Origin of the sequence: Streptomyces sp. NPDC001902 (assembly GCF_042891295.1) — a bacterium.
In the GTDB taxonomy this organism is placed as follows: Bacteria; Actinomycetota; Actinomycetes; order Streptomycetales; family Streptomycetaceae; genus Actinacidiphila.
The window spans coordinates 19,406-44,186 of sequence record NZ_JBIATA010000045.1; the positions used below are offsets into that span (position 1 = coordinate 19,406).

27 protein-coding genes and 1 pseudogene are annotated in these 24,781 nt (G+C 73.4%); 8 read left to right on the forward strand and 20 right to left on the reverse strand.

Translation table 11 applies throughout. The features are described 5' to 3' along the window. Positions 1 to 13: 13 nt before the first annotated feature. The 6 genes from ACFYYN_RS41440 to ACFYYN_RS41465 form a co-directional block, all read right to left on the reverse strand. Positions 14 to 235, reverse strand: a complete 222-nt coding sequence (locus tag ACFYYN_RS41440; protein ID WP_500327687.1) for a ferredoxin — start codon at positions 233 to 235, stop codon at positions 14 to 16. Positions 236 to 256: 21 nt separating this feature from the next. Further along, entirely contained in the window at positions 257 to 1,462 is a 1,206-nt protein-coding gene (locus ACFYYN_RS41445) for a cytochrome P450 (RefSeq protein ID WP_500549910.1), read from the reverse strand. A gap of 41 nt (positions 1,463 to 1,503) precedes the next feature. Further along, positions 1,504 to 2,199: a TetR/AcrR family transcriptional regulator gene (locus ACFYYN_RS41450; RefSeq protein WP_500327685.1), complete on the reverse strand. Its 696-nt coding sequence runs from the start codon at positions 2,197 to 2,199 to the stop codon at positions 1,504 to 1,506. Between the two features lie 70 nt (positions 2,200 to 2,269). After that, on the reverse strand, positions 2,270 to 2,491 hold the full coding sequence (locus tag ACFYYN_RS41455) for a hypothetical protein (RefSeq protein ID WP_500549911.1): 222 nt from the start codon (positions 2,489 to 2,491) through the stop codon (positions 2,270 to 2,272). Between the two features lie 42 nt (positions 2,492 to 2,533). Continuing rightward, positions 2,534 to 3,649 (reverse strand): PP2C family protein-serine/threonine phosphatase, encoded by a 1,116-nt coding sequence (locus tag ACFYYN_RS41460; protein WP_500549912.1) that lies wholly within the window; start codon positions 3,647 to 3,649, stop codon positions 2,534 to 2,536. Positions 3,650 to 3,779: 130 nt separating this feature from the next. Next, entirely contained in the window at positions 3,780 to 5,417 is a 1,638-nt protein-coding gene (locus ACFYYN_RS41465) for a phosphodiester glycosidase family protein (RefSeq protein WP_500549913.1), read from the reverse strand. Positions 5,418 to 5,671: 254 nt separating this feature from the next. Here ACFYYN_RS41465 and ACFYYN_RS41470 point away from each other — a divergent pair, with 254 nt between their 5' ends. Beyond that, entirely contained in the window at positions 5,672 to 6,412 is a 741-nt protein-coding gene (locus ACFYYN_RS41470; protein ID WP_500549914.1) for a TSUP family transporter, read from the forward strand. Between the two features lie 33 nt (positions 6,413 to 6,445). Here the strand turns inward: ACFYYN_RS41470 and ACFYYN_RS41475 are convergent, their stop codons facing one another. Next, complete coding sequence (locus ACFYYN_RS41475; RefSeq protein ID WP_500327677.1) at positions 6,446 to 7,057, reverse strand: TetR/AcrR family transcriptional regulator; 612 nt, start codon at positions 7,055 to 7,057, stop codon at positions 6,446 to 6,448. Positions 7,058 to 7,174: 117 nt separating this feature from the next. Here ACFYYN_RS41475 and ACFYYN_RS41480 point away from each other — a divergent pair, with 117 nt between their 5' ends. Continuing rightward, on the forward strand, positions 7,175 to 8,800 hold the full coding sequence (locus ACFYYN_RS41480) for an FAD-binding oxidoreductase (protein ID WP_500549915.1): 1,626 nt from the start codon (positions 7,175 to 7,177) through the stop codon (positions 8,798 to 8,800). Between the two features lie 115 nt (positions 8,801 to 8,915). Here ACFYYN_RS41480 and ACFYYN_RS41485 read toward each other — a convergent pair whose 3' ends face one another. Beyond that, entirely contained in the window at positions 8,916 to 10,178 is a 1,263-nt protein-coding gene (locus ACFYYN_RS41485; protein ID WP_500549916.1) for an MFS transporter, read from the reverse strand. A 58-nt stretch (positions 10,179 to 10,236) separates the two neighbouring features. Between ACFYYN_RS41485 and ACFYYN_RS41490 the strand changes: the two genes are divergently transcribed. Continuing rightward, positions 10,237 to 11,220 (forward strand): helix-turn-helix domain-containing protein, encoded by a 984-nt coding sequence (locus tag ACFYYN_RS41490; protein ID WP_500549917.1) that lies wholly within the window; start codon positions 10,237 to 10,239, stop codon positions 11,218 to 11,220. Between the two features lie 238 nt (positions 11,221 to 11,458). Further along, complete coding sequence (locus ACFYYN_RS41495; RefSeq protein WP_500549918.1) at positions 11,459 to 12,565, forward strand: PucR family transcriptional regulator; 1,107 nt, start codon at positions 11,459 to 11,461, stop codon at positions 12,563 to 12,565. Positions 12,566 to 12,889: 324 nt separating this feature from the next. On the opposite strand, the gene ACFYYN_RS41500 is transcribed toward ACFYYN_RS41495, so the two are convergent. Then, positions 12,890 to 13,357, reverse strand: coding sequence for a winged helix-turn-helix transcriptional regulator (locus tag ACFYYN_RS41500; protein ID WP_500549919.1), 468 nt, complete (start codon positions 13,355 to 13,357; stop codon positions 12,890 to 12,892). A 94-nt stretch (positions 13,358 to 13,451) separates the two neighbouring features. Between ACFYYN_RS41500 and ACFYYN_RS41505 the strand changes: the two genes are divergently transcribed. After that, a complete protein-coding gene (locus tag ACFYYN_RS41505; RefSeq protein WP_500549920.1) occupies positions 13,452 to 13,946 on the forward strand; it encodes a PaaI family thioesterase in 495 nt (164 codons plus the stop codon). Between the two features lie 191 nt (positions 13,947 to 14,137). Here ACFYYN_RS41505 and ACFYYN_RS41510 read toward each other — a convergent pair whose 3' ends face one another. Further along, the gene (locus tag ACFYYN_RS41510; protein ID WP_500549921.1) at positions 14,138 to 14,767 is read right to left on the reverse strand and encodes a TetR/AcrR family transcriptional regulator; all 630 of its coding nucleotides are present in this window, start codon (positions 14,765 to 14,767) and stop codon (positions 14,138 to 14,140) included. A 166-nt stretch (positions 14,768 to 14,933) separates the two neighbouring features. Between ACFYYN_RS41510 and ACFYYN_RS41515 the strand changes: the two genes are divergently transcribed. Further along, complete coding sequence (locus ACFYYN_RS41515; RefSeq protein WP_500549922.1) at positions 14,934 to 15,923, forward strand: quinone oxidoreductase family protein; 990 nt, start codon at positions 14,934 to 14,936, stop codon at positions 15,921 to 15,923. Positions 15,924 to 15,979: 56 nt separating this feature from the next. Here ACFYYN_RS41515 and ACFYYN_RS41520 read toward each other — a convergent pair whose 3' ends face one another. From ACFYYN_RS41520 to ACFYYN_RS41540, 5 genes are all read right to left on the reverse strand, one after another. After that, entirely contained in the window at positions 15,980 to 16,249 is a 270-nt protein-coding gene (locus ACFYYN_RS41520) for a hypothetical protein (RefSeq protein ID WP_500549923.1), read from the reverse strand. A 293-nt stretch (positions 16,250 to 16,542) separates the two neighbouring features. Then, a complete protein-coding gene (locus ACFYYN_RS41525) occupies positions 16,543 to 17,448 on the reverse strand; it encodes an EamA family transporter (protein WP_500549942.1) in 906 nt (301 codons plus the stop codon). Then, the gene (locus tag ACFYYN_RS41530; protein WP_500549924.1) at positions 17,445 to 18,050 is read right to left on the reverse strand and encodes a GNAT family N-acetyltransferase; all 606 of its coding nucleotides are present in this window, start codon (positions 18,048 to 18,050) and stop codon (positions 17,445 to 17,447) included. The genes ACFYYN_RS41525 and ACFYYN_RS41530 overlap by 4 nt, the downstream gene beginning before the upstream one ends. Positions 18,051 to 18,557: 507 nt before the next feature. Further along, positions 18,558 to 19,481 (reverse strand): RNA polymerase sigma-70 factor, encoded by a 924-nt coding sequence (locus ACFYYN_RS41535; protein ID WP_500549925.1) that lies wholly within the window; start codon positions 19,479 to 19,481, stop codon positions 18,558 to 18,560. Between the two features lie 26 nt (positions 19,482 to 19,507). After that, the gene (locus tag ACFYYN_RS41540; protein ID WP_500327650.1) at positions 19,508 to 19,981 is read right to left on the reverse strand and encodes a carboxymuconolactone decarboxylase family protein; all 474 of its coding nucleotides are present in this window, start codon (positions 19,979 to 19,981) and stop codon (positions 19,508 to 19,510) included. A gap of 160 nt (positions 19,982 to 20,141) precedes the next feature. On the opposite strand from ACFYYN_RS41540, the gene ACFYYN_RS41545 reads away from it, so the two are divergent. Then, entirely contained in the window at positions 20,142 to 20,795 is a 654-nt protein-coding gene (locus ACFYYN_RS41545) for a DUF2238 domain-containing protein (protein ID WP_500549926.1), read from the forward strand. Here the strand turns inward: ACFYYN_RS41545 and ACFYYN_RS41550 are convergent. From ACFYYN_RS41550 to ACFYYN_RS41565, 4 genes and pseudogenes are all read right to left on the reverse strand, one after another. After that, positions 20,731 to 20,988 (reverse strand): annotated as a pseudogene (locus ACFYYN_RS41550) (hypothetical protein); the annotation flags it as partial. The gene ACFYYN_RS41545 and the pseudogene ACFYYN_RS41550 sit on opposite strands and share 65 nt — an antisense overlap. Next, positions 20,874 to 21,293: a hypothetical protein gene (locus tag ACFYYN_RS41555; protein WP_500549943.1), complete on the reverse strand. Its 420-nt coding sequence runs from the start codon at positions 21,291 to 21,293 to the stop codon at positions 20,874 to 20,876. The gene ACFYYN_RS41555 and the pseudogene ACFYYN_RS41550, both read right to left, overlap by 115 nt. An 88-nt stretch (positions 21,294 to 21,381) precedes the next feature. Then, positions 21,382 to 22,098, reverse strand: a complete 717-nt coding sequence (locus tag ACFYYN_RS41560) for an SDR family oxidoreductase (RefSeq protein WP_500549927.1) — start codon at positions 22,096 to 22,098, stop codon at positions 21,382 to 21,384. 72 nt (positions 22,099 to 22,170) lie between these two features. Then, positions 22,171 to 23,031 (reverse strand): DUF427 domain-containing protein, encoded by an 861-nt coding sequence (locus tag ACFYYN_RS41565; protein ID WP_500549928.1) that lies wholly within the window; start codon positions 23,029 to 23,031, stop codon positions 22,171 to 22,173. Positions 23,032 to 23,195: 164 nt separating this feature from the next. On the opposite strand from ACFYYN_RS41565, the gene ACFYYN_RS41570 reads away from it, so the two are divergent. Continuing rightward, positions 23,196 to 23,807: a CGNR zinc finger domain-containing protein gene (locus ACFYYN_RS41570; RefSeq protein ID WP_500549929.1), complete on the forward strand. Its 612-nt coding sequence runs from the start codon at positions 23,196 to 23,198 to the stop codon at positions 23,805 to 23,807. A 49-nt stretch (positions 23,808 to 23,856) separates the two neighbouring features. On the opposite strand, the gene ACFYYN_RS41575 is transcribed toward ACFYYN_RS41570, so the two are convergent. Next, positions 23,857 to 24,726 (reverse strand): alpha/beta fold hydrolase, encoded by an 870-nt coding sequence (locus ACFYYN_RS41575; protein ID WP_500549930.1) that lies wholly within the window; start codon positions 24,724 to 24,726, stop codon positions 23,857 to 23,859. Positions 24,727 to 24,781 lie beyond the last annotated feature (55 nt).

Sequence of the window (24,781 nt, forward strand, 5' to 3'; positions counted from 1 at the left end):
GGGCCGTCCGGGCCTACGGCTGGGGCGCGATCAGTTCCCCGCTGGTCGCGTCCCGGATGGTGATGGCCTCCACCGGGCAGGACTCCGCGGCGTCGACCAGGAGCTCGTCCGGTTCGGCCGTCGGGTGCCTGGGGCAGGACTTGCGGTCGCGGAGCTCGAAATGCTCGGGGGCGATCCCGGCGCAGGAGCCGGTGCCGATGCAGGTCTTGCGGTCCACCTCGATCTGCCAGGTCATGATGCGTGTCCTCCGGTGTCGTCAGGTCCGGTCCCAGATGACCGGCATCCGCTCGGGCCCGCGCAGGGCGACGCCGGACTTCCACACGACGCTCTCGTCCGGTCCGGCGAGGCGCAGCCCGGGCAGCCGGTCGAGCAGGGTGCGCAGGGCCACCTGCAGTTCCATACGGGCCAGTTGGGCGCCCAGGCAGTGGTGCGGTCCGTGCCCGAACCCGACGTGGGAGGCCTCCTGGCGCAGCACGTCGAGCCGGTCGGGGTCGGTGTACACCGTTTCGTCGCGGTTGGCCGAGACGGGGCAGACGACCACCGCCTCCCCGGCGCGTACGGTGCCGCCGCTGAGCTCGACGTCGTCCAGCGCGTAGCGGGGCATGCCCGCGCCGTTGCCCAGGGGGACGTAGCGCATGAGCTCCTCGACGGCGCCGGGGACCAGGCCGGGGTCGGCGCGCAGTGCCGCGAGCTGTCCGGGGTGGGTGAGCAGCGTGTAGACGAAGTTGGGGATCTGCGAGGCGGTGGTCTCGTGGCCCGCGACGAGCAGGGAGATCGCCAGGACCTGCAGTTCCCGTTCCGACAGCCGCTCGTCGTTGTCGCGGGCGTCGACGAGGGCGCCGAGGAGGTCGTCGTGCGGCGCGGCGCGCCGTTCGGCGATCAGGCCGGCCATGTAGGCCATCAGGGCGTCGGTGCAGTCCTGGACCTCCCGCGGGGTGTACTTGGTGGTGGACAGCAACGCGTCCGACCAGGTGCGGAAGTCGGCCCGGTCGGCGAGGGGGACGCCGAGCAGTTCGCAGATGACGGTGACCGGCAGCGGCAGGGCGAAGTCCGCCACGAGGTCGGCCGGCGCGCCGCGCGCGACCATGCCGTCGGCCAGTCCGGCCGCGATCTGCTCGGTACGGGGCCGCAGGCGTTCGATGTGCCGGGCGGTGAAGGCCTTGGCCACGATCCGCCGCAGCCGGGTGTGGTCCGGGGGGTCGAGGTCCAGGATGCTGCCCTCCAGGCCCCGGTGCGGCCGCAGGCGCGGCTCGTCGCGGTGGACGGCCTCGGCCCGGCTGAACCGGGGGTCGCCCAGGACGGTCCTGACGTCCTCGTACCGGGTGACCAGCCAGGCGGCCTCCCCGTAGGGGAACCGGACCCGGCACAGCGGCTCGTCCTTGCGCAGTTCGGCGAAGGCCGGGTCGACGGTGAGGCGGTCGGCTTCGGTGAAGGGGTAGTTCCGGGGCTCGGTCGCGGCCATGGCGCATGCCTCCAGTGAGCTCGGGGAGTCGGGTCCGGTCCTCACGACGGTCCGCGGGGACGCCGGGGCGCGGCGGGCCGGTCGGCGAGGGCGGGGCGCAGCAGGTGGCACAGGTCGTCGGCGAGGAGTTCCAGCGGGTCGTCGGTGTCGACCGGCAGGCCGCCGGCGATCCAGGCGGTGAGGAACGACCCGGTCTGGAGCACCGCCATCAGGGCGCGCTGCCGTGCCTGTGCGGGGGTGACGCCCTGCCAGCGCCGGGGCGGGGCCGTCAGCAGGGTGACGTAGCGTTCGTGCGCCGCCAGGTAGCGGTCGCGGGCGCTGCCGTCGTCACCGGCCGCGGACGGGGTGGCGGCCAGCAGCACGCGGATGGTCGGCGCGAGCGCCCGCCAGCTCGCCGCCGCGTGCTCCAGCCAGTCGCGGACGCCGGAGCGGGTCCATTCCGGGACGGCTGCCAGCTCGGCGTACAGGCCGTCGGTGACCTGGTACACCCGGTCCGTCAGGGCGGCGATGACCTCCGCCTTGCCGCGGAAGTGCGCGTACACCGTGGCCCGGGTGACCCCGGCCGCGCGGGCGATGTCCTCCATGGTGGCGGCGACGAACGACTTGGCGGCGAAGACCTCGACCGCCCCGTCCAGGACCCGGTTGTGGGTCAGGTGCCGCTGCTGCGCGCGCAGGCTCACCCGCGGTGCGCCCACCGCGGTCGCGGATCCGGCATCCGCCGGCCGGCGACGTTCCATGAGGAAAGTCTACAAAACGATATCAATCTGTACATTTTGTGTACGGCGGCGGTGGGCCCGCCGGGGCCGGTCAGCCGTGGTTGCGGGGGTGGGCGCGGGCGGTGCGCTCGTTGCCCCGTTTGTAGTCGCCGGTCCAGCGGGCCATCACCAGCTGGGCGTCACCGCGCTCCACTTCCTCCAGGAAGCGCTCCGCCCGCTCCCCGCGCAGCACGACGGCGGTGTGCGCGCCGTGGGTGACGACCACGGTGCCGTCGCCGCGCCGGCGGTAGGAGAATCCGTGAGGTCGGGGCATGGCGGTGAGCGTAGGGCGGGGCCGCGCCCGCGCGACAGCGATTTACGGGGCGTCGCGGGTCGCGACGTGCGGCGAGCGCAGGGCCAGGGCGGCGATGTCGTCCTCCAGCCGCCCGCCGCTGTAGTGCACCAGTTCCCGGTGCAGCCGGTCCAGCAGTTCGCGGGGCGCTGCCGGGCTCTGCCGCCGCAGCCAGTCCGGCAGCGCGAAGAACGCCCCGGCGCGGTCGCGGGTCTCGGTGACGCCGTCGGTGTAGAGCAGCAGCTGGTCGCCGGCGGTGAAGGCGTGGGTGTCCACGACGTACGTGTCCCCGATGAGCTCGGCGAGGTTCAGGGGTGGGGAGGCGGCGGTCGGCTCCAGCACCCGGATGTGGCCGGCGTGCATGAGGATCGGCGGCGGATGCCCGCAGTTGAGCAGTCGCAGGCGGCCGCCGCCGTGCGGGATCTCGGCGATCACGGCAGTGGCGAAGCGCTCCGGCAGGTCCGGGCCGGGATAGCCGGAGCTGTGGCGGATGATGCTGGTCTCCAGACGGCGGACGATGCCCCGCAGGTCAGGCTCGTCGTGCGCCGCCTCGCGGAAGCAGCCGCTGAGCGCGGAGGCCGCGCCCACGGCGGACAGCCCCTTGCCGCGCACGTCGCCGATGAGCAGCCGCACCCCGTGGGACGTGTCGGCCACCTCGTAGAAGTCGCCGCCGATGCGCGCCTGCTCCTGTGCCGCCAGGTACAGCGACTCGATCTCCAGGCCCTGGATGCGCCGCGGCAGCGGCCGCAGCAGTACCGTCTGCGCCGCGTCGGCGACCATCCGGGCGTGGAAGAGCGCCTCCTCGCGCTGGATCCGCACGTGGCTGGCGTACGCCGCCGCCAGGGTGACCGCGACGATCGCGGCCCCGGTGTACGGGGTGCCCAGGTCGGTGTAGACGAAGCTCAGGCCCACCATGACCAGCAGGCAGAACGCGCCCAGCAGCACGGTCGGCAGCACCGGCCACATCGCGGCGGCCAGGGCGGGCGCGACGGGCAGCAGGCGGCTGATCGCGATCTCGCGCGGGGTGGCGAACGCCAGGGCGGCGATGAGCACGGTCAGGATCACCGGGGACAGCCAGGGAGCCTCCCAGCGGCCGTCGAGGCGGGCGCGTCGGCGCCGTGGCCATCCGGACATGATCACGAAGCGCATCATACCGGGGCAAAAGAGAAGGAAGGCCGACCTTCCGGCCGGACGGACCAGCCGACCACCCCGGAGCGAGGCCCGGGGTGGTCGGAGGTCGTCAGGGGCGGCCTGGCGGTGGCGGCCCGCGTCAGTCCTGGCCGCGGCGACCCGGCAGGACCTGGATCGTGTCGCCGACGGCGCGCTCACCGGTCGCGTCGGAGGGGACGTTGACCAGGGCGCCCTCGACCACCATCGCCGACGAGCCGCCGCCGTCCAGGTTGAGGGCCTGCACCGCGCCCAGGGAGCGCATGAACCGCGCCGCCTCGCTGAGGGTGAAGCCCTCGCTCACCCCGGGCTGCCGCCCGTCCACGGTGACCAGCAGCAGACGGCCCCGCCGGTCGATGCCGGCCATCGTCCGCGGCTGGCGCACGTTGGACCACGCGAAACCGAACGACAGGTCCAGCGGGTCCAAGGTGCCCTCGGTGGCCGCGTCGATGTGGACGCGACCGTCCTCCACCAGGGTGGGCGCCGCGCTCACGATGCTGTCGCCGGGACCGAGCTTGACCTGACGCCCCTCGGCGTCCCGGACGATCTCCCGCACGACCAGCCGCTTGCCGGTCCGCGCGTGCCCGGTCAGCCACGTCGCCGCCGAGCCGGTGCCCTGCAGCACCGTGCCGCGCTCGGGGACGGAGCCGCCGCGGGCGCCGGTGGAGAGCACCGTCCCGTGCGCGTCGAGCACCACCTGCACACCGCTGCCCGTGGGCAGCGTCGTGCGGAAGGCGGGGGTGAACTCCACCAGGTCGTCGGCCAGGGTGCAGGTCGTGTCGTGGCGGGGCTGCTCGGTCGGGACGCCGCCGGGGCGGCCGCAGTTGCGGACCTTGCCCGGCACGCGGTTGATGCCCTGCACCGCGTACCGGGCGGACCCGGCCCGCACGGTGACCGTGGTGGACAGGTCCGCGATCCGCGGCCGCCGCCCGCCGTCGCCGAGGACGAGCGCCGCACGCGAGCCGACCGCCATCGACTCCAGCCGGCCGTCCACCGCGGACAGACCCGCGACGGTGCCCTGGACGCCGTCGGCGTCAGAAGTGATGAAGAAGCCGCCGTTCACCCCGAGCAGCGACCCCAGCCGGCCGGCGACCGCCGAGGTCTTCTCCCGGTCGGCGACGTTGCCGCCGTCGCTCACCTCGACCGACCCGCGCAGCCGCGCCGGGTCCACCACGGCCACGTGGATGCGCTCGCCGTCGGCGGCCTGCCGTCCGTCGTAACCGGTCCACTCCGTCGACGTACGGAAACCGGCGGCCACGACCGCCGCGTTCGCCGGGCCCGCCTCGGCCTGCGTGGCGTACCGGCCGACCCGGACCTGCCAGCCCATCACGCCGCGCGGGGTGTCGGCGTAGGTGTCCCACTCCACCGCCTCCAGCCGCGGCTCGAACCCGGCCTCCCGCAGCCGCGCGGCGGTCGCGTCGGCCCAGGCGCGGTCACCCAGCGGAGCCCACGTGGCGGCGCCCGTCAGCCGGTTGACGGCGGGGGCCTGCACGGTCACCGTCCACACCCCGGCGGCCGAGGGGTCCCGCAGCTCGCCGCTGCGGACCTGCAGACCCGGCGCCACCTGCTGCGTCGTCCACACGATCCCCGGCGTACCGGAGGCGGCGGGCGACTGCGCCCCCGCAACGGCCGGCGGGACGACGGCGACCATGGTGAGGGCGGCGGCGAACACCGCCCCCCTCCGCGCGGCCTGCCCCACCCGGCGCGCCCTGTCGCGCGGTTCGGCGGCTGTGACGGACATTCGCTCTCCTGACGTTCGGTTCCACCGGGCGCCGCCTGGCGCCGCCCGGTCCTTGATCGCCATCCCAGACGCGCACGGGGACGGGCAGCCCACGCGGCGACGGCCCCCCGGGGAACCCTCGGTGACAACCGGGCGCGACCAGGGCGAAGTTGCGCGCGGCCGTGCCGCCGGACCCACCCCGGTCGCGGCGGCGGCGTGAGGGCCAGGTAAGAACATGGAGTGACCTTCGTACCCTCCGTCCCCCGGCGGCCCTGATGCCCTCGCTCGACCCGGCGCAGTGGGCCGTGGCGCTGCTAGCCCTCTTCCTCGTCGGCTACTCCAAGACCGGGGTGTCCGGGGCCGGGACGGTGGGGGTGGCGCTGTTCGCGCTGGTGCTGCCGGCCAAGCTGTCCACCGGCGTGCTGCTGCCGCTGCTCCTGGTCGGCGACGTGGTGGCCGTGGCCGCCTACCGCCGGCACGCCGACTGGGGGCGGCTGGTGCGGCTCTTCCCGTGGGTGGTGGTCGGGGTGCTGCTGGGCGCGGTGGTCGTCGACCGGATCGACGACGCACGGATGCGGGAACTCATCGGCGCGCTGCTGCTGCTGATGCTCGCCGTCCACTGGTGGAGCCGGCGCCGGGGTCCGGACGACTCGGTCGCCCAGCGCAGGGCCGTCGCCGCGGGCGCCGGGATCCTCGCGGGCTTCGCCACGATGACGGCCAACGCGGCGGGCCCCATCATGGCGCTGTACTTCCTGGCCGTGGGGCTGCCGATGCTGGGCTTCCTCGGCACCAGCGCCTGGTTCTTCCTGCTGCTCAACGCCTTCAAGGTGCCCTTCAGCGTGGCCCTGGGGCTGATCACGCCCGACACGCTGGCCTTCGGTGCGATGGCCGCCCCGGCGGTGCTGGCGGGGGCCGCCGCCGGCCGCGCGACCATCAGCCGCATCAGCCCGAAGGTCTTCGAGCGCGTCACCGTCGCCCTGACCCTCCTCGCGGCGGTACGGCTCGTCACCCTCTGAGCGGTCCGCGTGGCGGGAACGGGGCGTGGCGGCTCAGGTGACGATCGCGGTGATGAGCCGCCGGCAGCGCTCCGCCATCGCCTGTGCGGACTCGCCGGGGTGGTGGATCCACCAGGTGACCAGAGTGCTGACGGTGCCGGTCCACAGGTGCTTGAGCGCGTCGGAGTCCAGCGGGTCCCCGATCCCGCGGGCGGCGAGGAACTCCGCGCTGCCCGCGGCCGCCAGCCCGTCGATGGCGGTGCGGTGGCGCTCGGCCGCCGCGCGCAGCGGACCCGTGGCGGGCAACGTCCGGTCGTAGAGCACGAACCAGGCGTGGCGCTGCCCCTCCAGCGTGGTGAAGATCGCGCGCAGCACGGACAACGGCGTCCCCAGCGAGGTGACGCCCGGGACCAGCGCGTCGGTCAGCGCGCGCGTCAGCGAACCGGCGACCCGCTCCAAGGCCGCGGCGTACAGCGCGTCCTTGGACCCGAAGTACTGGTACAGCAGGGGCTTGGTGACCCCGACCCGCTCGGCGATGGCCGCCATCGACGCACCGCCGTAGCCACGGCGGCCGAACTCCTCGACGGCCGCGCTCAGCAGTTGCTCCTCGCGCTCGGCGCGGGGCACGCCCTTGGTCCCGGCGGTACGGGTTCGCGCGCTCGTCACGCCCGTGATTGTAGGCAATGAACTGACCGTGAGGTCAGTTCACCCCTCCCCAAGGATATGACCCAGTGGTAATTTACCCATCGGTCATATCGAGGTGAGGCGAAGGGCGGGACACGCATGACGCGCACGGGCACACGGTCGTGGTGGGGATGGGGCACCGTCGAGGACGCGGTGCGGGGCGCCGAACGTACGGCGCTGACCGGCCGGGTGGCCGGACTGCTCCCGGACGCCGACCTCACCGTCCACCTCCCTCCGGACGTCGCCTCCCTCGCCCTGCCGCCGGTACGGGTCAAGGCCCCGCCGTCGCTGGCCCACCTGTGCTCCGACACCCCGCACGACCGCGCCGCGCACACCCACGGCAAGGCCTTCCGGGACGTCGTCCGCAACCTCCACGGCGACCTGTGCCACGCCCCCGACCTCGTCGCCCGTCCCCGTACCGAGCAGGACGTCGTCGACCTCCTCGACTGGTGCTCCCGCGAGGGGATCGCCGTCATCCCCTTCGGCGGCGGCAGCTCCGTCGTCGGCGGCGTGGAACCCCGCCTCCCCGACGGACGCCCGGCGGTGACGCTCGACATGGAGCGCCTCGACCGCGTCCTGGAGACGGACCCCGTGAGCCGGTCGGCCCGCATCCAGGCCGGCGTGCTCGGCCCGCACCTGGAGGACCAGTTGCGGCCCTCCGGCCTGACGCTGCGCCACTTCCCGCAGTCGTTCGAGTTCTCCACCCTCGGGGGCTGGCTGGCCACCCGGGCGGGCGGCCACTACGCCACCCTCTACACCCACATCGACGACCTGACGCAGGCGCTGCGCGTCGTGACCCCGTCCGGAACCGGCGAGTCGAGGCGACTGCCCGCCTCGGGCGCGGGGCCGTCGCCCGACCGGATGTTCCTCGGTTCCGAGGGAACCCTCGGGATCATCACCGAGGCCTGGATGCGCCTTCAGCGGCGCCCCCGGTGGCGGGCGAACGCCTCCGTCCACTTCGCCGACTTCACGGCCGCCGTCACGGCCACCCGCGCCCTGGCCCAGTCCGGGCTCCACCCGTCGAACTGCCGTCTGCTGGACCCCGCCGAGGCACTCGTCAACGCGGGCGTCACCACGGGCGGCAGCGTCCTGATCCTGGCCTTCGAGTCCGCCGACCACCCGTTGGGACCCTGGATGGACCGGGCCCTGGAGCTGTGCCGCGACCACGGCGGCCACGTGCCCGAGCCGGCCCGCCACACCGACACCGGCGCGGGCGGCGACGCGGGCGGGGGCGGGGGCGCCGGGACCGACCGGTCCTGGCGCTCGTCCTTCCTCCGCATGCCCTACCAGCGCGACGCCCTGGCCCAGCAGTCCCTGGTCGTGGAGACCTTCGAGACCGCCTGCACCTGGGACCGGTTCGAGGAACTCCACGCGGCGGTCACCCATGCCGCGCACGAGGCGATCCGCACCACCTGCGGCACCGGAGTGGTCACCTGCCGGTTCAGCCACGTCCACCCCGACGGGCCCGCCCCCTACTTCGGCATCTACGCCGCGGGCCGCTGGGGCAGCACGGTCGCCCAGTGGGACGACATCAAGTCCGCCGTCTCCCAGGCCATCGCCGACCACGGCGGCACGATCACCCACCACCACGCCGTCGGCCGCGACCACCGCCCCTGGTACGACACCCAGCGCCCCGACCCCTTCGCCGCCGCCCTCAGCGCCGCCAAGTCCGCGCTGGACCCGGCGGGCATCCTCAACCCGGGCGTCCTGCTGGCGGCGCGCTGACAGCGGCGGGCTGCGGCGGTGCTCGGGCGCCGTGTCCGGTCGGCTGTTGGGGAGCGGGTTCACCCACCCCCTGTGGCTCACCCCGTAGGTGCCCTCCCGCGCCCGGTCGGAGCCGTCAACGCCCGATCGGCTCGGGCGGCGCCGCCGGGGCCGGATCGGCGGGCGTGGCGGCGGGGCGGCCGTGGGGGAGGCGGCGTACGGCCGCGGAGGTCATCGGGGCCAGGGCCGCGGCGGCGTACACGACTCCGGCGGCCGCGGCGACCCGGAACCCCCCGATGCGGTCGGCGAGCGGCGCCACGCTGAGCTGGCCGATGGGAATGGCGACGTAGGACAGCAGGTCGTCGAAGGACGACACACGCGACAAGGTGTCGGACGGAACGTGCTCCTGGAGGGAGGTGTCCCAGCCGACGCCCGCGACCGACGAGCCCAGCCCGGCGGTGAAGGCGGCGGCGATCAGCCACGGGGCATCCAGGTGCGCACCGAGCGCGAGCAGGGGCAGCGCGCCGAGCACACCCGCCAGCACACCCAGCCGCAGCAGGTGACGGGCCGCCAGCCGGTACATCAGCGTGCTCATCACCAGCAGTCCGGCGCCGCGCGCGCTGAGCACGAAGCCCCAGGCGGCCTCGTCGGCGAGCTGCCGGGTGAGCACCGGGCCCAGGATCTGCCAGGTGCCGACCTGCACCAGGTTGACCACGCAGAAGCACAGCGACACCGTCCACACCCAGCGGATCCGGCGGTACGCGGCCCAGCCCTCGCGGATGTCGGCGAGCAGTCCCGAGGGGCGACGTGCGGCGGTGGGGGCGGTGAGGGACGACAGGCGGGTGAGGCACCCGGCGGCGAGGAGGTAGGTCAGCGCGTCGAAGGCGATGGCCGGTCCGCCGCCGACGGACGCCGCCAGGACGCCGGACAGGCTCGGCCCGAGGATCTTCGTGGCGTTGCGCACCGAGCCCAGCAGCGCGTTCGCCTGCCGGATCCGGTCCCCGGGGACGAGTTCGGGCACGATGCCGCGCAGCGCGGGCGTGGTGAAGGCGGCGAGGACGCCGTTGAGGAACCCCAGCGCGGCCACCGGAAACAGGGCGTACCGCCCGGTCAGCAGCAGCGCGGCGACCGCGCCCTGGGTGACGGCCGAACCGAGGTTCGCCGCCACCAGCACCGTGCGGCGCGGCAGACGGTCGGCCGTGGCGCCCCCGACGAGCAGGAACACCAGCAGCGGCACCATGTACGCGGTGAGGACGACACCGAGGTCGCCGAGGCCGGCCGAGGCGTCGAGGACCGCGAACGCCAGGGCGACCGGGGCCATCGCGGTGCCGAGCAGGGACACCGTCTGGGCGGTGAGGAACCAGCGGAAGTCCCGGTACGGCGGAAGGGATGCGAGCACGGGCGGAGTCTGCTGGACGCGCCGGGCGGGGCACTATCGTTTCGGCGGGAGGCGAAAGATGACCTTGTTGCGGCTGAGTCCGCTGGCCCTGTCGCGGTCCCGGTTCGCCCTGTCGCCGCTGGCCGAGACCCTGGCGTCGCTGCTCGTGCTGGGCGCCGGGTACTGCGACCCCTGGCTGGCCTCCTGGTACGACCGCCACCATGGCGCGTTCCGGGCCGCGCTCGACACCGACCCCTTCGCGAAGGGCCTGGTGCGGCTGCTGGGGTCCACGAAGTGGATGCCGGCGCACATCGTCCTGCCGCCGGCGGGAGGTATGCGGACCACGATCGAGGCCGAACTGGCCGAGGTGGCCCGGGTGCCCGACGCGCAGGTGCGCGCCGAGCTGGAGCAGTCGGTGGCGCACAGCTGGAAGGAGCACGACCTCGGATGGCTGACCGGACGCGACTGGGCCGCCAGGACCGCCGAGCTCTTCCGGCGCACCTGGACCGCGCACGTCGCTCCCGACTGGCCGCGCCGCCGTGCCCTGCTGGAGCGGGACGTCACCTACCGGGCAGGGCTGCTGGCCGCCTACGGCTGGCCCCGCGCCCTGGAACACATGAGCCGGCACAGCGCCTGGGTCGGCGCGGACGCGATCCGCTTCAGCCACCGGGGCTCACCGGACCGGGTCGTCGGCGACGAGGGGATGCTGTTCGTACCGGTCGCCGCCGTGTCCCGGGGCACGTGGCTGTGCGAGGCGCCGCCGGCGTCGTACGCGCTGGTCTACCCGGCCCGCGGAGCCGCCGCGGCCGGGGGACGCGCGGAACCCGGGCCCGCATTGGGACGGCTGATCGGCACCGGCCGCGCGGCGATCCTCCACGAACTGGAGCGCCCCGCCACCACCAGCGAACTCGCCGCCCACCTCGGCCTGTCCCTCGGCACCGTCGGCGGCCACCTGGCGGTGCTGCGGGATGCCGGACTGGTCACCGGCACCCGTGTCGACCGGCGCGTGGTCTACCGGCGCACCGCCTCCGGGGACCTCCTCGCCGGAGGTGCGGACGGCTGAACGAGGCACTCCCCAGGCCACGGGGGGAGACCTGGGGAGTGTGCGGAGATCATCGTCCCTCGAACGGCCGTACGTCAAGTCGGCGGCGGGGATGGGTGGTTGGTTCGGGTCTCCCGAACGTCGTCGTCTCCCGAACGTCGTCCGAGGCGAGGGCGGTGATCATCGGACCGGGCAGGGTTGGTACGGTCCAGGCTGCCGGGGGACGGCAACGACGGGTGCCTGGAGGGGAGACGCGGCCATGCGGGGCGCAGGCGTACCGGAGGAAGAGCTCGAGGCGTACGCACGGGTGCTGGGGGAGGTCTCGGGGACGGGCCGGCGGCTGCGGCGGGACGAGATGGACGCGCTCCGCACCTGCGGCGAGCGCGCGGGCGGCCGGGGGTTCGGGCTGCGCGACCTCGTCGGCACTTATCTGACGGCGACCCGCGACGCGTGGGGCTCGCTGCGGGGCGTGGCTGCCGCCGACACCGCCACCGAGGTGCAGCGGGCCGGCGAGGCGGTGCTGACCGCCCTCGACGCCGCGGTCGTCGCGCTCGGCGAGGGCCACGAACGCGCCCAGCGGCTCCTGGTCCGCCAGGAGGAGGCGGCCCGAAGGGAGTTCGTCGACGACCTGCTGTACGGGCGCAGCGACCCGGGACGGCTCGCCGAGCGCGCCGAGCGGTTCGGGCTGCGGCTGGGCCGCGGGCACGCGGTGGCGGTGGCGCGCGGCGTGGACGCGTACGAGGACGGCCAGCCCGCGGTGCGGCGCATCGAGCGGGAACTGGCGGGCCGCTTCGGCGACCGCGACGTCCTGGTGGCCGGGAAGGACGGCCGGCTGGTGTGCATCGCCCCCGGCAGTGAGCGTGCCGTCTTCGAGGCGTTCGCCGACACGGCGCTGCGCCCCGGGCCCGGGTACGGGGCGGCCCGCCGGGTGGCGTTCGGCCGCACCCACTCCGGCACGAGCGGCATCGTGCGCAGCTACGAGGAGGCCCTCGGGGCACTGGACGTCGCCGACCGGCTGCGCCTGCATCCCCCCGTGCTGCGCGCCGAGGAACTGCTGGTCTTCCCCGTGCTGATGCGGGACCGGGCCGCCATGGCCGACCTCGTCCGCACCGTGCTGGGGCCGCTGGAGCAGGCCCGGGGCGGGGCCGGACCGCTGCTGGAGACGATCACCGCGCACGCGGAGGCCGGGCACGTCAACGCGGAGGCGGCGCGTCGACTGGGCCTCGGGGTGCGGACGTTCACGTACCGCCTGGAGCGGATCAAGGTGCTGACCGGCTACGACCCGGGCGATCCGCTGCACCGCTACACCCTGGAGACCGCGGCGATGGGTGCCCGGCTGCTCGGATGGCCCGACCAACCGCTCTAGCGCGGGAGGTTGCTCCGTCAACAGGCCGTCAACAAGGCGTCAAGACTGCCGGGAACCGGCAGTGTGTACCGGCCACCCGCCCTGCCAGCATCGTCACGGCGCCGGGAACGGAGCCAGTGCACGAAGCGGGAGAGGGCGGGGATGCCCGGCCTGTTCGGCTTCGCGCTCGTGGGCCATCAGGGACCGGGGGAGCGTCCCGATCGGTGGCTTGGACGTCGACGCCCTCGACGGGGGACACGGGGGTTCGGGGGAGAGGGTGTCGACGCCCACCACGGCGACCACGAGGACAGGGGTCCTCGGCGACCCGTCGCCGTCGCCCGCTGTTCAGGCCCGCATACGGGCGGAGGCGCCGGGCCGGGTGTAGGCCTGCCGGGGGGCGAGCGCGTCGTGGCCGCCGGCGCAGACGACGACCGCCTCGACGGGCTCGTCGCAGTCGCGATGGCGGACCTCCAGGGGCGGGCCCTCCGGGTCGGCGGTGTAGCGGTCGCCCCACTGCTTGAGGGCGATCATCGCGGGCCACAGGTCCCAGCCCTTGGACGTGAGCCGGTACTCGTTGCGGGTACGGCTGCCCGGTTCGCGGTACGGGACGGTGTCGAGGATCCCCGCGGCGACCAGCTTGCGCAGCCGGTCCGCCAGCACCGCCTCGGACAGCCCCATGTGACGGCGGAAGTCGTCGAAGCGGCGCACCCCGTTCATGGCGTCTCGCAGCACCAGCAGCGACCACTTCTCGCCGACGAGGTCGAGGGTGCGCTGCACCGTGCAGTTCTCGGTACCGGTCTCCAGCCAGGTCATGCGGTCATCGTAGGCTGGCTTCGGCATTGACATCCAGAGGTGCGGCTGGCTAACTTCGGATGTCGAAGTCAGTAGGCCAGGGAGGACACGTCCAATGGCGAGGTCGCGTACGTTCGCATGGGGGGACCCCAAGGTCTCCGCGGCCGCGGTCGGCCGCACGAGCGGCCTGGAGTTCCTCCGCGACGTGCTGGCCGGGCGCCTTCCCGCGCCGCCCATCGCCTCGACCCTCGGATTCACCCTGGAGGAGGTCGAGGAAGGCCGCGCGGTCTTCGCCATGGAACCGGGGGAGGAGCACTACAACCCCATCGGCAGCGTCCACGGCGGCGTCTACGCCACCCTCCTCGACTCGGCCGCCGGCTGCGCCGTGCAGTCCGTGCTCCCGGAGGGCATGGGGTACACCTCGCTCGACCTGAACCTGAAGTTCCTGCGCCCGATCACCGTCGACACCGGCAAGGTCCGCGCCGTCGGGACCGTCCTCAACCAGGGCCGCCGCACCGCCCTCGCCCAGGCCGAGCTGTTCGACGCGACGGACCGTCTGCTCGCCCACGCCACGAGCAGCTGCATGCTCTTCCCCGTCCCCGCGCGCTGAGCGGTACGCGGGCCGGGAACGGCGGGCGTCGCCCTGCCGGCTACCCGACCCGGCAGTAGACGCCCTCGCCGCGGCGTCCGGCCTCGAGGAGCACCGAGAAGCCGCGGACTCTGCGGCTGGACGGGCGACGGATACGCGAGGCCGGCGGGGCATGGGTTCCGGTGATCACACCGGACGGCCCGGCCGTGTCCTCAGCCGGCGGGCCCGGCCGCGGGCAGCGCGTGATCGATCAATACGCGGGCGGCTTCCAGGGCGTCATGGCGGGGGCGGGGGTTGTCGAGGGAGGTCGACAGCGCGGTGCCGCCTTCGAGGAGCACGGCCAGATGGCGGCCCAACTGCTCCGGGTCTGCGGCACCGGCGCGGGCGGCGATGTCGATGAGCTGCCGGGTGACGCCCTGCTTGTTGTGCCGGACCAGTTGCCGTACGTCGGGCATGGTGCCCGCCGCTTCCACGGCGGCGTTGTGGAGCGGGCAACCGCGTGTGCTCACGGTGGCCGAGGGTCCCTGGGTGGCGTCGGCGATCATGGTGAACAGGGCCAGCAACTGGTCCCTGGGGGTGAGCCCCGCCCGGGTCAGATGCTGCTCGATCCGCTGCCTCAGCCCCGTCTCGTAGGTGCTCAGGTACTCCTGCACCAGCGCCGCCTTGGTGGGAAAGTGCTGGTAGAAGGTGCGCGTGGAGACCTCGGCGGTCTCCACCAGGCGCGCGACGCCGGTGGCGTGGATGCCCTCCTCGTAGAACAGCTGCGCGGCCGCCCGCAGGATGCGCTCGCGCGCCCCCCGGCCGCCGCGGCGCCGGGTACCGGATGTGCTCTCGGTCTCCACGGCAAAAGTATAGCAGTCGCTTTACTTCGTCGGCCGGGGTGTATTAACGTCGAGGAAAGCGATCGCTTTACCTGGCTGGACCGGGGCCGGCGCCGCGCGACGTGGTGTCGCGGCCGCCGGGCGACGTTTTGATCCGCCACGATCGGACATCCGAGAGGCCATCACGATGCGAGCTGTCCAGTACGACCGGTTCGGTGACTACGACGTGTTGCACCTGGCCGACGTCCCCAGGCCCGCGCCCCAGGACCAGCAGGTTCTGGTGCGGCTGGCGATGGCCGGCATCCACCCGCTGGACGACACCGTGCGCTCGGGGAAGATGCCTCCCGGTACGGTCAAGCCCTTCCCGGTCACGGCGGGCAGCGTCGGCGTGGGAACGGTCGAGGAGCCCGGTGCGCTCGGTCCGGCGGCGGGGACCCGGGTGATGATCAGCGGCGGCCGCTACGGCATCGCGGCCGACGGCACCTGGGCCGACCACGCCGTGGTCGACCCGGCCCACCTGGTGCCCGTTCCCGACGCGATCGACGACACCGGCGCCGTGGCACTGTCCGCGGGCGCCGGTTACCTCACCGCCTGGCTCGCGCTGACCGAACTCGCCGGGTTCCGGCCGGGTGCCACCGTGCTCGCCCCCGGAAGCGGTGGCGCGGTGGGCCAGGGCGGCGTCGAGATCGCCAGGCGGCTCGGCGCGTCCCTCGCGATCACCACCGCGACCTCCACGGCCAAGGCCGAGCTCGCGCGGGCGGCGGGATACGAGGTCATCGACCTCACCGCCGAATCGCTGCGCGACGGTGTCGCGCGGCTCACCGGCGGCAAGGGTGTCGACATCGTGCTCGACGGTGTGGCCGGGCCGATCACCGGTCAGGCGCTGGGCGCGCTCGCCAGGGGCGGAACCCTGGTCAGCATCGGCTACTCGGGCGGAATGCGGGCGGAGATCAACGTCACCGACCTGATCTGGAAGGCGGCCCGGGTGTGCGGCTTCCAGTTCGCCATGTTCACCCAGGAGCAGATCAACGCGGGCAACGTGAAGCTGCTGGACATGCTCGCCCGCAAGGAGATCAATCCCCTTGTCGACCGGGTCTTCCCCCTGGAGCGGGCCGCCGAGGCCCAGCGCCACCTCATCGAGGGGGGACCCTTCGGGCGGGTACTCCTCGCCCTGTGATGCCGCGCCGTCCTGCACGTGCCGTCCATCGGCTTGGTGGTGGCCGGGGACGTCGCCTAGCTGGCGAGTGCCGCCGACAGCCGCGGCGAGAGCGCGAAGACGAGGTGCTCACCGTGATCCGCGCCCGCGACGAGGCGGGGCTCACCCGCCTCGGCCAGTTCCTCGGAACCGCTGCCGGTGAGAAGGCATTCCCACTCGACCACGGCCTCTTCGGGGTCGAAGTTCCCGAACGAGAGCGACGCGAACCCGCGCACCGTACCGGCCCCAAGCACGGAAGCCGCAGCCGTGTCGTCCGGGGCCGCGAAGAAGTCCACCACGATGCTCACCAGGGCATGATGCCCGACCCGGGCCGGCGGGGCGACTCCGCCGTCACGGCACCAACGCGGCCTGCAACGAGCCGAACAGGTCACGGAGTTCGCCCGCGTCGACGGGATCGATGTCCATCCGCAGGAGGCACACGTTGTCGTCCCCGTGCGGAGTCAGCGTCGCGTGGAAGGCGTGGTCATGTTAGACGGGATCGGCCGTCAGCCGCTGCGGATTGTTGCGGCCGGGGGAACCGGAGCCCCCGAACCGGCCTGATACAGGCGGATTTGCGCCACGGCGGTGGCGGATGCGGCGGTCAGGCCTCCGGGGTGGTGCCGCGTGCGGCGCCGGCCGATGCGGCCACCACGCACAGCACCGCGATCCACTGCACCCAGTGCAGGGACTCATGGAGGACGACGAAGCCGATGAGGGCCGCCATCGCCGGTTCGAGGCTCATCAGGATGCCGAACACGCGCGGCGGGATCCTGCGCAGGGCCTCCAGGTCGAGCGAGTACGGGATCACCGACGACAGCAGCGCCACGCCGAGCCCCGCGGCAAGGACCCACGGCTGGATCAGCGCCGTTCCGCTGTCGGCCACGCCGAACGGCACGGCCACCAGGGCCGCCACGGCCATTCCCAGGGCCAGGCCATTGCCTTCCGTGGTGCGGCGGCCCAGCGCCGCGCCGACCAGGATGTACAGGCCCCAGCACGTCCCCGCGGCGAGCGCGAACAGGAAACCGGCGAGGTCGAGTTCGCCGCGTCCCTCCATCAGCAGGACCACACCGCCGGCCGCGAGCAGGGCCCAGAACGCGTCGAGCCATCGCCTCGATCCGGCCAGGGCCACCGCCAGCGGCCCGAGGAACTCGACGGTCACCGCGATCCCCAGCGGGATCCGGGCCAGCGCCAGGTAGAAGCACAGGTTCATCAAGCCGAGCGTCACGCCGTAGCCCAGCACCACCGTCCACGTGCGACGGCTCATGCGCAGCGACGGCCGCCACAACAGCATCAGCACCGCCGCCGCGAAGAACAGCCGCAATGCGACCGTCCCGAAGCTGCCCACCGCGCCGAACAGGTGCTTGGCCAACGCCGAGCCCACCTGGACGCTGACGATGCCGAGCAGGACCAGTGCCGTGGGCGGGATCGCGCCGTAGGCACGTCCGGCCAGCGCCGTCAGCAGGGCCCGGGGGGACGGGCCGCGTTCCGTCCTGCCGGCGGTCATCATGGGCACGGGCGGATCGTCGAGGACCGGTCGCCGTGCGGCACGTCGTCCTCCCGCGCCGCCGGGTCGCGGAGGCCGACCGCGTCGTGCCGCCAGAACGCCTCGGCGTAGACCAGGGTGCCCGTCATCCAGGGTTCGTACGCGGGGAGCGCCATCGCCTGGAAGGCCCCGTCCGGGATGCGCAAGGACGGCTTGCGGAAGCCCTGGTCGCCGCCGGGTAGGAACCCGAGGCGCACGTAGTAGGCGGGGTCGCCCTCGACGAAGACGACGGGGACCGCCCGCTCGACCAGCGTCCGCAGTCCGCGCCGGACCAAGGCCGTGCCGATCCCGGTCCCTTGGTGCTCGGGCAGGACGGCCAGCGGGCTGAGGACCTGCACCTCGACCAGGCGCCGGGGGGCGTCCAGCAGGCTGCGGGTGAACATGACGTGCCCGACGACCCGGCCGTCGTGTTCGGCGACCAGCGAGAGACCGTCCGTGGGCGTGACGCTCCCGCGCAGGGTGCCGACCAGATCGGCCACGACCGGGCCGTGGTCGAGGCCGAAGGCCCTCAGGTGGACCTGACGTACGGACTCGGCGTCGTCCGGGAGCTCTTCGCGAAGACCCATGCCCGGAGGGTAGGTTCCCGTCCTGGCCGATGCACACGGTTTTGAGCGGGGAGGGGGCGTCGTGGGGTGGAGTGCGCTGATCTTCACGTTCGCCGACGGCGCGGAGGTGCCCGTGCCCGTCGACGGCGCGTTGGTGCGGGCCGTCCTGGAGCCGCACGCCGTCGGGGATCCGCCGCTCACCGCGGCCTCGGACGAGGGGCTGTACTTCCTGGTGCGGGCCGCGGACGGCGGTGAGGCCGAGGTCTACGTCGGAGAGCGGGACATCATGGTCTCGCGCCCGCACGCCGGCGGGATGTTCGGGATCGTCGCGGAACTCGTCTCCCGGCTCGGCGCGGTCGTCCTCGACCCGAGCGACGGCGCCGTCGTGTGCCGGGCCGAGGAGTACGCGCACCTTCCGGTGGGCATGCGGGACGCCGCCGTCGTCGTCGAGATGACGGGCGAGGCCCTGGAGGCCGCGCTCATCGGGCGCGCCGGCCCTGACGACCAGGCCCGCCCGGCTCAGTGCCGTCACTTCCCCTGCCTGCGCGCCCGCTTCACCTCCCGGTGCACCGCCCAGGCGTCGGCGACGGGGCCGAGGTGGCCGAGCTTGTCGGGGTTGAGCACCGAACGGATGGCCTGGATCCGCCCGTCGAGCACGTCGAGGGCCATGGTGTGCAGGACCTTGCCGTCCCGGTCGCGGAAGACCGCTCCGGGCTGGCCGTTGACCTCGCGCGGCTCGAACGTCACGTCGATCCGGACCAGCCAGGGGAAGACCGTGCCCAGCACCCGGGCCACGTTCTCCGCACCGACGACGGCCCGCGCCAGCTGCGGGGCCCTGCCGCCACCGTCCCCGACGAGCTGCACGTCGGCGGCGAGCAGGTCCCGCAGCGCGTCGACGTCGCCGTCCTTCAACGCGTCGAAGAACCGCCGCGCCAGCTCCTGCCGCGCCTGGCGGTCCGCCGCGAACCGTGGCCGCCCGGCCTCCATGTGCCGCCGCGCCCGCACCGCCAGCTGACGGCACGCCGCCTCCGAACGCCCCACCGCCTGGGCGACCTCCTCGAAGCCGAAGCCGAACACCTCCCGCAGCACGAACACCGACCGCTCCAGCGGGCTGAGCCGCTCCAGCAGCAGGAGCGCGGCCATCGACACCGAGTCGGCGAGCTCCGCCGACCGCGCCGGATCCTGGTACGGATCGCTCAGCAGCGGCTCGGGGAACCACGGCCCGACGTACGCCTCCCGCCGCACCCGCGCCGAGCGCAGCACGTCGATCGAGATCCGGGTCACCGTGGCCGACAGGAACGCCTTGGCCGACACGGGCCGGGTCGGCGAGCCGTCGAAGCGCAGCCACGTCTCCTGCACCGCGTCCTCGGCCTCGCCCACGCTGCCCAGGATCCGGTAGGCGATCGAGAAGAGCAGCGGCCGCAGCGCCTCGAACTCCTCCACCTTGCCCATGCCGGATCCCCTTCCCCCGGTCGTGCTCAGTGGAACCGCCCGGGCTCGTAGTCGCCTGCCGGCTGCCGGGCGATGACGTTCAGCCGGTTCACGGCGTTCATGAAGGAGATCAGGATCACCAGGGCGGTGAGCTGCTCCTTGTCGTAGTGCCGGGCGGCGCGCGCCCACACCTCGTCGCCGACCCCGCCACCGCCGTCCGCGACCCGCGTGCCCTCCTCCGCCAGCTCCAGCGCGGCGCGTTCGGCCTCGGTGAAGACCGTGGCCTCCCGCCACGCCGCGACCAGGTGGAGCCGCACCGGGGTCTCGCCCGCGGCGGCGGCCTCCTTGGTGTGCATGTCGATGCAGGCGCCGCAGCCGTTGATCTGGCTCACCCGCAGCGCCACCAGCTCCTGCGTCGCGGCCGGCAACGACGACTCCTTGAACGACCTGCCCACGGCCATGAAGTGCTTGAGGGCCCTGCCCGCGGTCGGGTCGGCGAGGTAGTCCAGTCGCGCGTCCATGGTGTGCTCCTCTGGTGTCCGCCGTCCGTGTCGTCCACGGCTTCACCCCTTGGGACGAGGCAGCCCGGACGCCAGTGACACGGTCCGGTGTGAGCCGCGTCTCAGGATTGAGTAGGCGTACTCATGCGCCCGTGCACCGCGTCCCTCGACCCTGGTGGACATGACAGACCTCACCGTCCCCGTCCGGCGCGTCGGGCTGCCCGTGCTGGCCGCCGGTTTCGTGCTCGCCGTCCTCGTGATGTCCGGAATCCATCCCCGGGAGCGCGGCACGTGGGTGCTGGAGACCTTCTGGATCATGATCGGGCTGCCGCTCGCCGTGGCCCTGCGGCGCCGCTTCCCGCTGACCGGGCTGCTGTGCGTGCTGCTGGCCCTGCACGCCCTGGTCCTGTCGGTGGGCGGTCACTACACCTATGCCCAGGTCCCGTTCGGGGAGTGGCTGCGCGACACCCTGGACCTGTCGCGCAACCCGTACGACCGGATCGGCCACCTCATGCAGGGCTTCGTCCCCGCCGTGCTCGTCCGTGAGATCCTCGTCCGCACCTCCCCGCTGCGCGGCAGCCGCTGGCTCGCGCCGCTCACCGTCTGTGCCTGCATGGCGTTCAGCGCGTTCTTCGAACTAATCGAGTGGTGGGCCGCGTTGATCGGCGGGGACGCCGCGGACGCGTTCCTCGCCACGCAGGGGGACGTCTGGGACACCCAGTGGGACATGTTCTGCGCCCTGGTCGGTGCCGTGCTGTCGCTGCTGCTGCTCAGCAGGGTCCACGACCGGCAGCTGGACGGCCTCGCGCCGCGCGGCGCCGGGCGGCGCGGGTGAGGGTGACGGGCAGCCGGGCGTGCCCGTTGGAGATGAAGGACGTCACCGGCTCCAGCGCGCCGGGTTCCTCGGCGAGCGTCATCGTGGGGTGGCGCGCGAAGAGCGCGGGCAGGGCGACCGCGGCCTCCAGTCGGGCCAGCGGGGCGCCGAGGCAGTAGTGGACGCCGTGCCCGAAGGCGAGATGGTCCTTGTCGGAGGCCGGTGGTCGTCGCCGTAGGCGGTGAACATGTCGCGCACCGCCACCCACGCGTACAGCGGCCACTGCGGGGTGATCCCGCCCGACGCGAAGCGCGGCCAGTGCCGTTGGGAGTCCTTGGACGCCCGTGGGTCGGTGAGCAGATGCTCCAGCGCGGCGTGGCTGTTCACCGACCACGCCTCGACGCCGCCGGGCAGCAGCACCTTCGTCACCGCGCCGCGGGCGCGCAGCGCGGCACTCTCGGTGTGCAGGGCCCGGCCGCCCGGGTCGAGGAGGAAGGGGGAGTGGCGCCGGTCGGTCATCGGTCAGGCCTTTCGGGTGGAAATGCCGCGTGCCCGGGGGGAGTCCGGCCACCGACGGTCCCGTGTGCCGGGGTACGGGGTGGGGTGGTCACACCAGCGGCTGGCCTCCGTCGACCGCGAGGGAGACCCCGGTCATGAAGGTGTTGGTCATCGTGAACACCACGGCCTGGGCGACGTCCTGCGGCGTGCCGATCCGCCGGGCGGGGTTGCTGCCGGACAGGCGGGCGAAGAGCTCGGACTTCCCCTCGTCGCCGAGTCCGTCCCAGGCGCCGGTGTCGATGGTGCCGGGGGACACGGCGTTGACGCGGATCGGGGCGAGCTCGACGGCCAGCGACCGGGTGACGGTGTTGACCGAGCCGTTGGTGGCGGCGACCCCGAGGAAGCCCGGGTCGGGTTCGAGGGCCGCGACGCCCGAGAACAGGACGAAGGACCCGTCCTCGGGCATGCGCGGGGCGAAGTGCTTGGCCAGCATGATCGGCCCGACCACCTTGGTGTGGAAGGACAGGACGATCGCCTCGGGGGTCAGTTCGCTCACCTTCCCCCGGGCCCGGGCGGACGCCGTGGAGACCACGTGGTCGACGCGGCCGAGGTCCTCGGCGAGTGCGGCGATCGTGCCCTCGTCGGTGAGGTCGACCCGCCGTACGGTGACGTCCGTGCCCTTGTAGGCGTCCTCGAGGTCACCCGGCGTCCGCCCGGCGGCGACGACGTGCGCGCCCTCGGCGAGCGCGGCGTCGGCGACCGCCCGGGCGATGCCGCTGCCGCGGCCCACCACCAGGACGGTCCGGTCCTGCAGGGAAGATGACATGGCACTCTCTCCTTGATCTCGTCGCGTGTGGGGGGTGCCCCGGTGTGCAGGCGACCGTGCCGGGCGCCGTGCCTAACGGCCGCGGACCTCGTCGGCGTCCAGGCCGCGGTCCACGCCGTGCGGGATCACCTGCTGGCCCGGCTCCGGCTCCAGCCGCTTGCCGTCGAGGGTGACCTCGACCTTGTCCGGCTCGAAGGAGACCAGGTCGTCGATGCGGCCGACCTCGGGGTAGGCGTCGCGGTACGACCACGCCGCCTTCCTGGCACCGCCGATGTCGTAGTAGGCGGCGATCCCCTTGTAGGGGCAGAAGGTCCGGTCCTCGGCGGGCGTCAGCGCGCTCTCGTCGACGTCCGCGCGCGGCACGTACCACCGGGGCGCGAAACCCGACTCGTAGAGCACCACGGGATGCTCGGACCGGGCCACCACACGGCCTTCGGAGCGGACCTCCAGCGTGCGGGAGGTGGTGCGGATGTCGATGCGGTGGTATGCGTCCGCGGCGTGACCGAGGATGCGGTCGTCCTCCTCGTAGAAGGCGTCCATCGCCCGCCAGGCGAAGGCGATCCGCCCCTTGAGGTCGCCCGCGTGCTGAGGGAGCGCGACCAGTTCCCAGGCGGCGCGCTCGGCCGTCCGCCCGCCGGCGCGTACCGCGAACCAGGCGGTGTCCCCCAGGTCCTTGTGCCGCGTGACGCGGTTTCCGGCCACCAGCGCCTCGGGCAGGACGTCGGAGCGCGGGAAGTACGCGACCGGATAGCGGCCCGGCTCGTGGAGCAGCACCACGTCCTCGCTGTCGGCGATCCACTCGCCCGCGAACCGGACCCGCATGCGGCGTCGAAGGCGCTCGGCGAAGAGCATGCGCTCGGGGAGCGGATCGGGCACCAGGAAGTGTCCGATCCGGGTGGTGGAGAGCGGCCCCTGCTGCCAGGACAGTCCCATGGCTCTGCCTTCCTCGTCGGCCGTCGTAATGGATACTTCGACGCTAGAACCGTTAGTGACGTGGAACAAGCGATCAAGGATTCGTCTTTTGGAGGCGATCACGTCGTAATTCGACGGTCCGGGATTGGCTGGATTCCCGGTGCCCTAATGCATATCTTTCCTCTGTGAGCGTTCGTGTCGGGCTTGAGGAGCTGCAGGCCGCGGGTTTCCCCATGGGCGGGGAGCCCCTGGTCGCACTGGACCTCGCGGACACGGTGAAGACCGCCCGCGAGCCGGCCGAGGACCTGATCGGGACTCCTGCCGCGGCCGCCGCCTGGTGGGGGATCCAGGCGAGGAGGCTCCCGCCGGGCCCCGCCCCCGATCCGGTGGCGACCCGCAGGCTCCGCGCGGCCGTCCGGGAGGCGTTCGACGCGCATCTGGAGGGCCGGCCCGTGGATCCCGCCGCGGTGGAGGACATCAACGCCGCGGCCTCCTCCGCGCCCGTCAGCCCCCGGCTCGTCGTCACCGGAGAAGGACTCCGGGAGACCGCCAGGCGGCACACCGAGTACGGCGGCAACGCCGCCCTCGCGGTGATCGCGGCGGAGGCCGTGGCGCTGCTGGGCAGCCCCGACCGGCTGCGGCTCCTGCGCCGCTGCGCCAACCCGGAGTGCTCGATGCTGTTCCTGGCGGGGAACAGGCGCCGCAAGTGGTGCGCGAGCAACGTCTGCGGCAACCGGACCCGCGTCGCACGCCACTACGAACGCAACCGTTCCGGCCGCGCCTCCCCGGCCGGATGAGCTGCCCGGCCCGGGGCGGTGACCCGCCGCTCAGACCGGGACCCGCCGCTCAGACCGGGACCCGGCCCAGGAAGCCACGGATGTACTCCGCGATGGGCTCCAGATGGCTCTCCAGCGCGAAGTGCCCGGACTCCACCAGGTGCACCTCGGCGTCCGGCAGGTCGTGCCGGAAGGCGCGGGCACCGTCGGGCCCGAAGATCTCGTCGCGCTCGCCCCACACGGCCAGCAGCGGGACCTGGGAGTCCCTGAAGTACTGGTGGACCGCCGGGTACATGTCGACGTTGCGCGGATAGTCGCGGAACAGGCTGAGCTGGATCTCGGCGTTGCCCGGCCGGTCCAGGAGCGCCTGGTCGTGGACCCAGTTGTCGGGACTGACCAGGCTGGGGTCGGCCACCCCGTTCAGGTACTGCCAGCGGGTGGCCTCCAGGGTCAGCACGCCGCGCACCGGCGCCTCCGTCTCGGGGTTCGGGTCCTTGGCGTAGGCGAACAGCCCGTCCCAGAAGGGCATGACGAACCCCTCCGTGTACGCGTTGCCGCTCTGGCTGACGACAGCGGTGATCCGCCGCGGGTCCGCCAGCGCCAGTCGCCATCCGATGGGGGCGCCGTAGTCCTGGACGTACACGGCGAAGCGGTCCACGCCGAGCTGTTCCAGCAGCCCGGAGGTGACCTCGGTGAGGGCGTCGAAGGTGTACGGGAAGTCCGTCGCCGCCGGCATGGCCGACTGGCCGAAGCCGATGTGGTCGGGGGCGATCACTCGGTGGCGGTCGGCGAGGGCGAGGATCAGGTTCCGGAACATGTGCGAGCTCGTCGGGAACCCGTGGAGCAGCACCAGGACGGGTGCCCCGGGGTCACCGGCCTCCCGGTGGAAGACCTCCAGGCCGTTGACCTCGGTGGTGCGGTAGTGGACGGTGCGGGTCATCTTCGACCTCCTGGGCGCTGTGATCGGTTGCTGTTGTGGGGGCGGGCGCCGATGA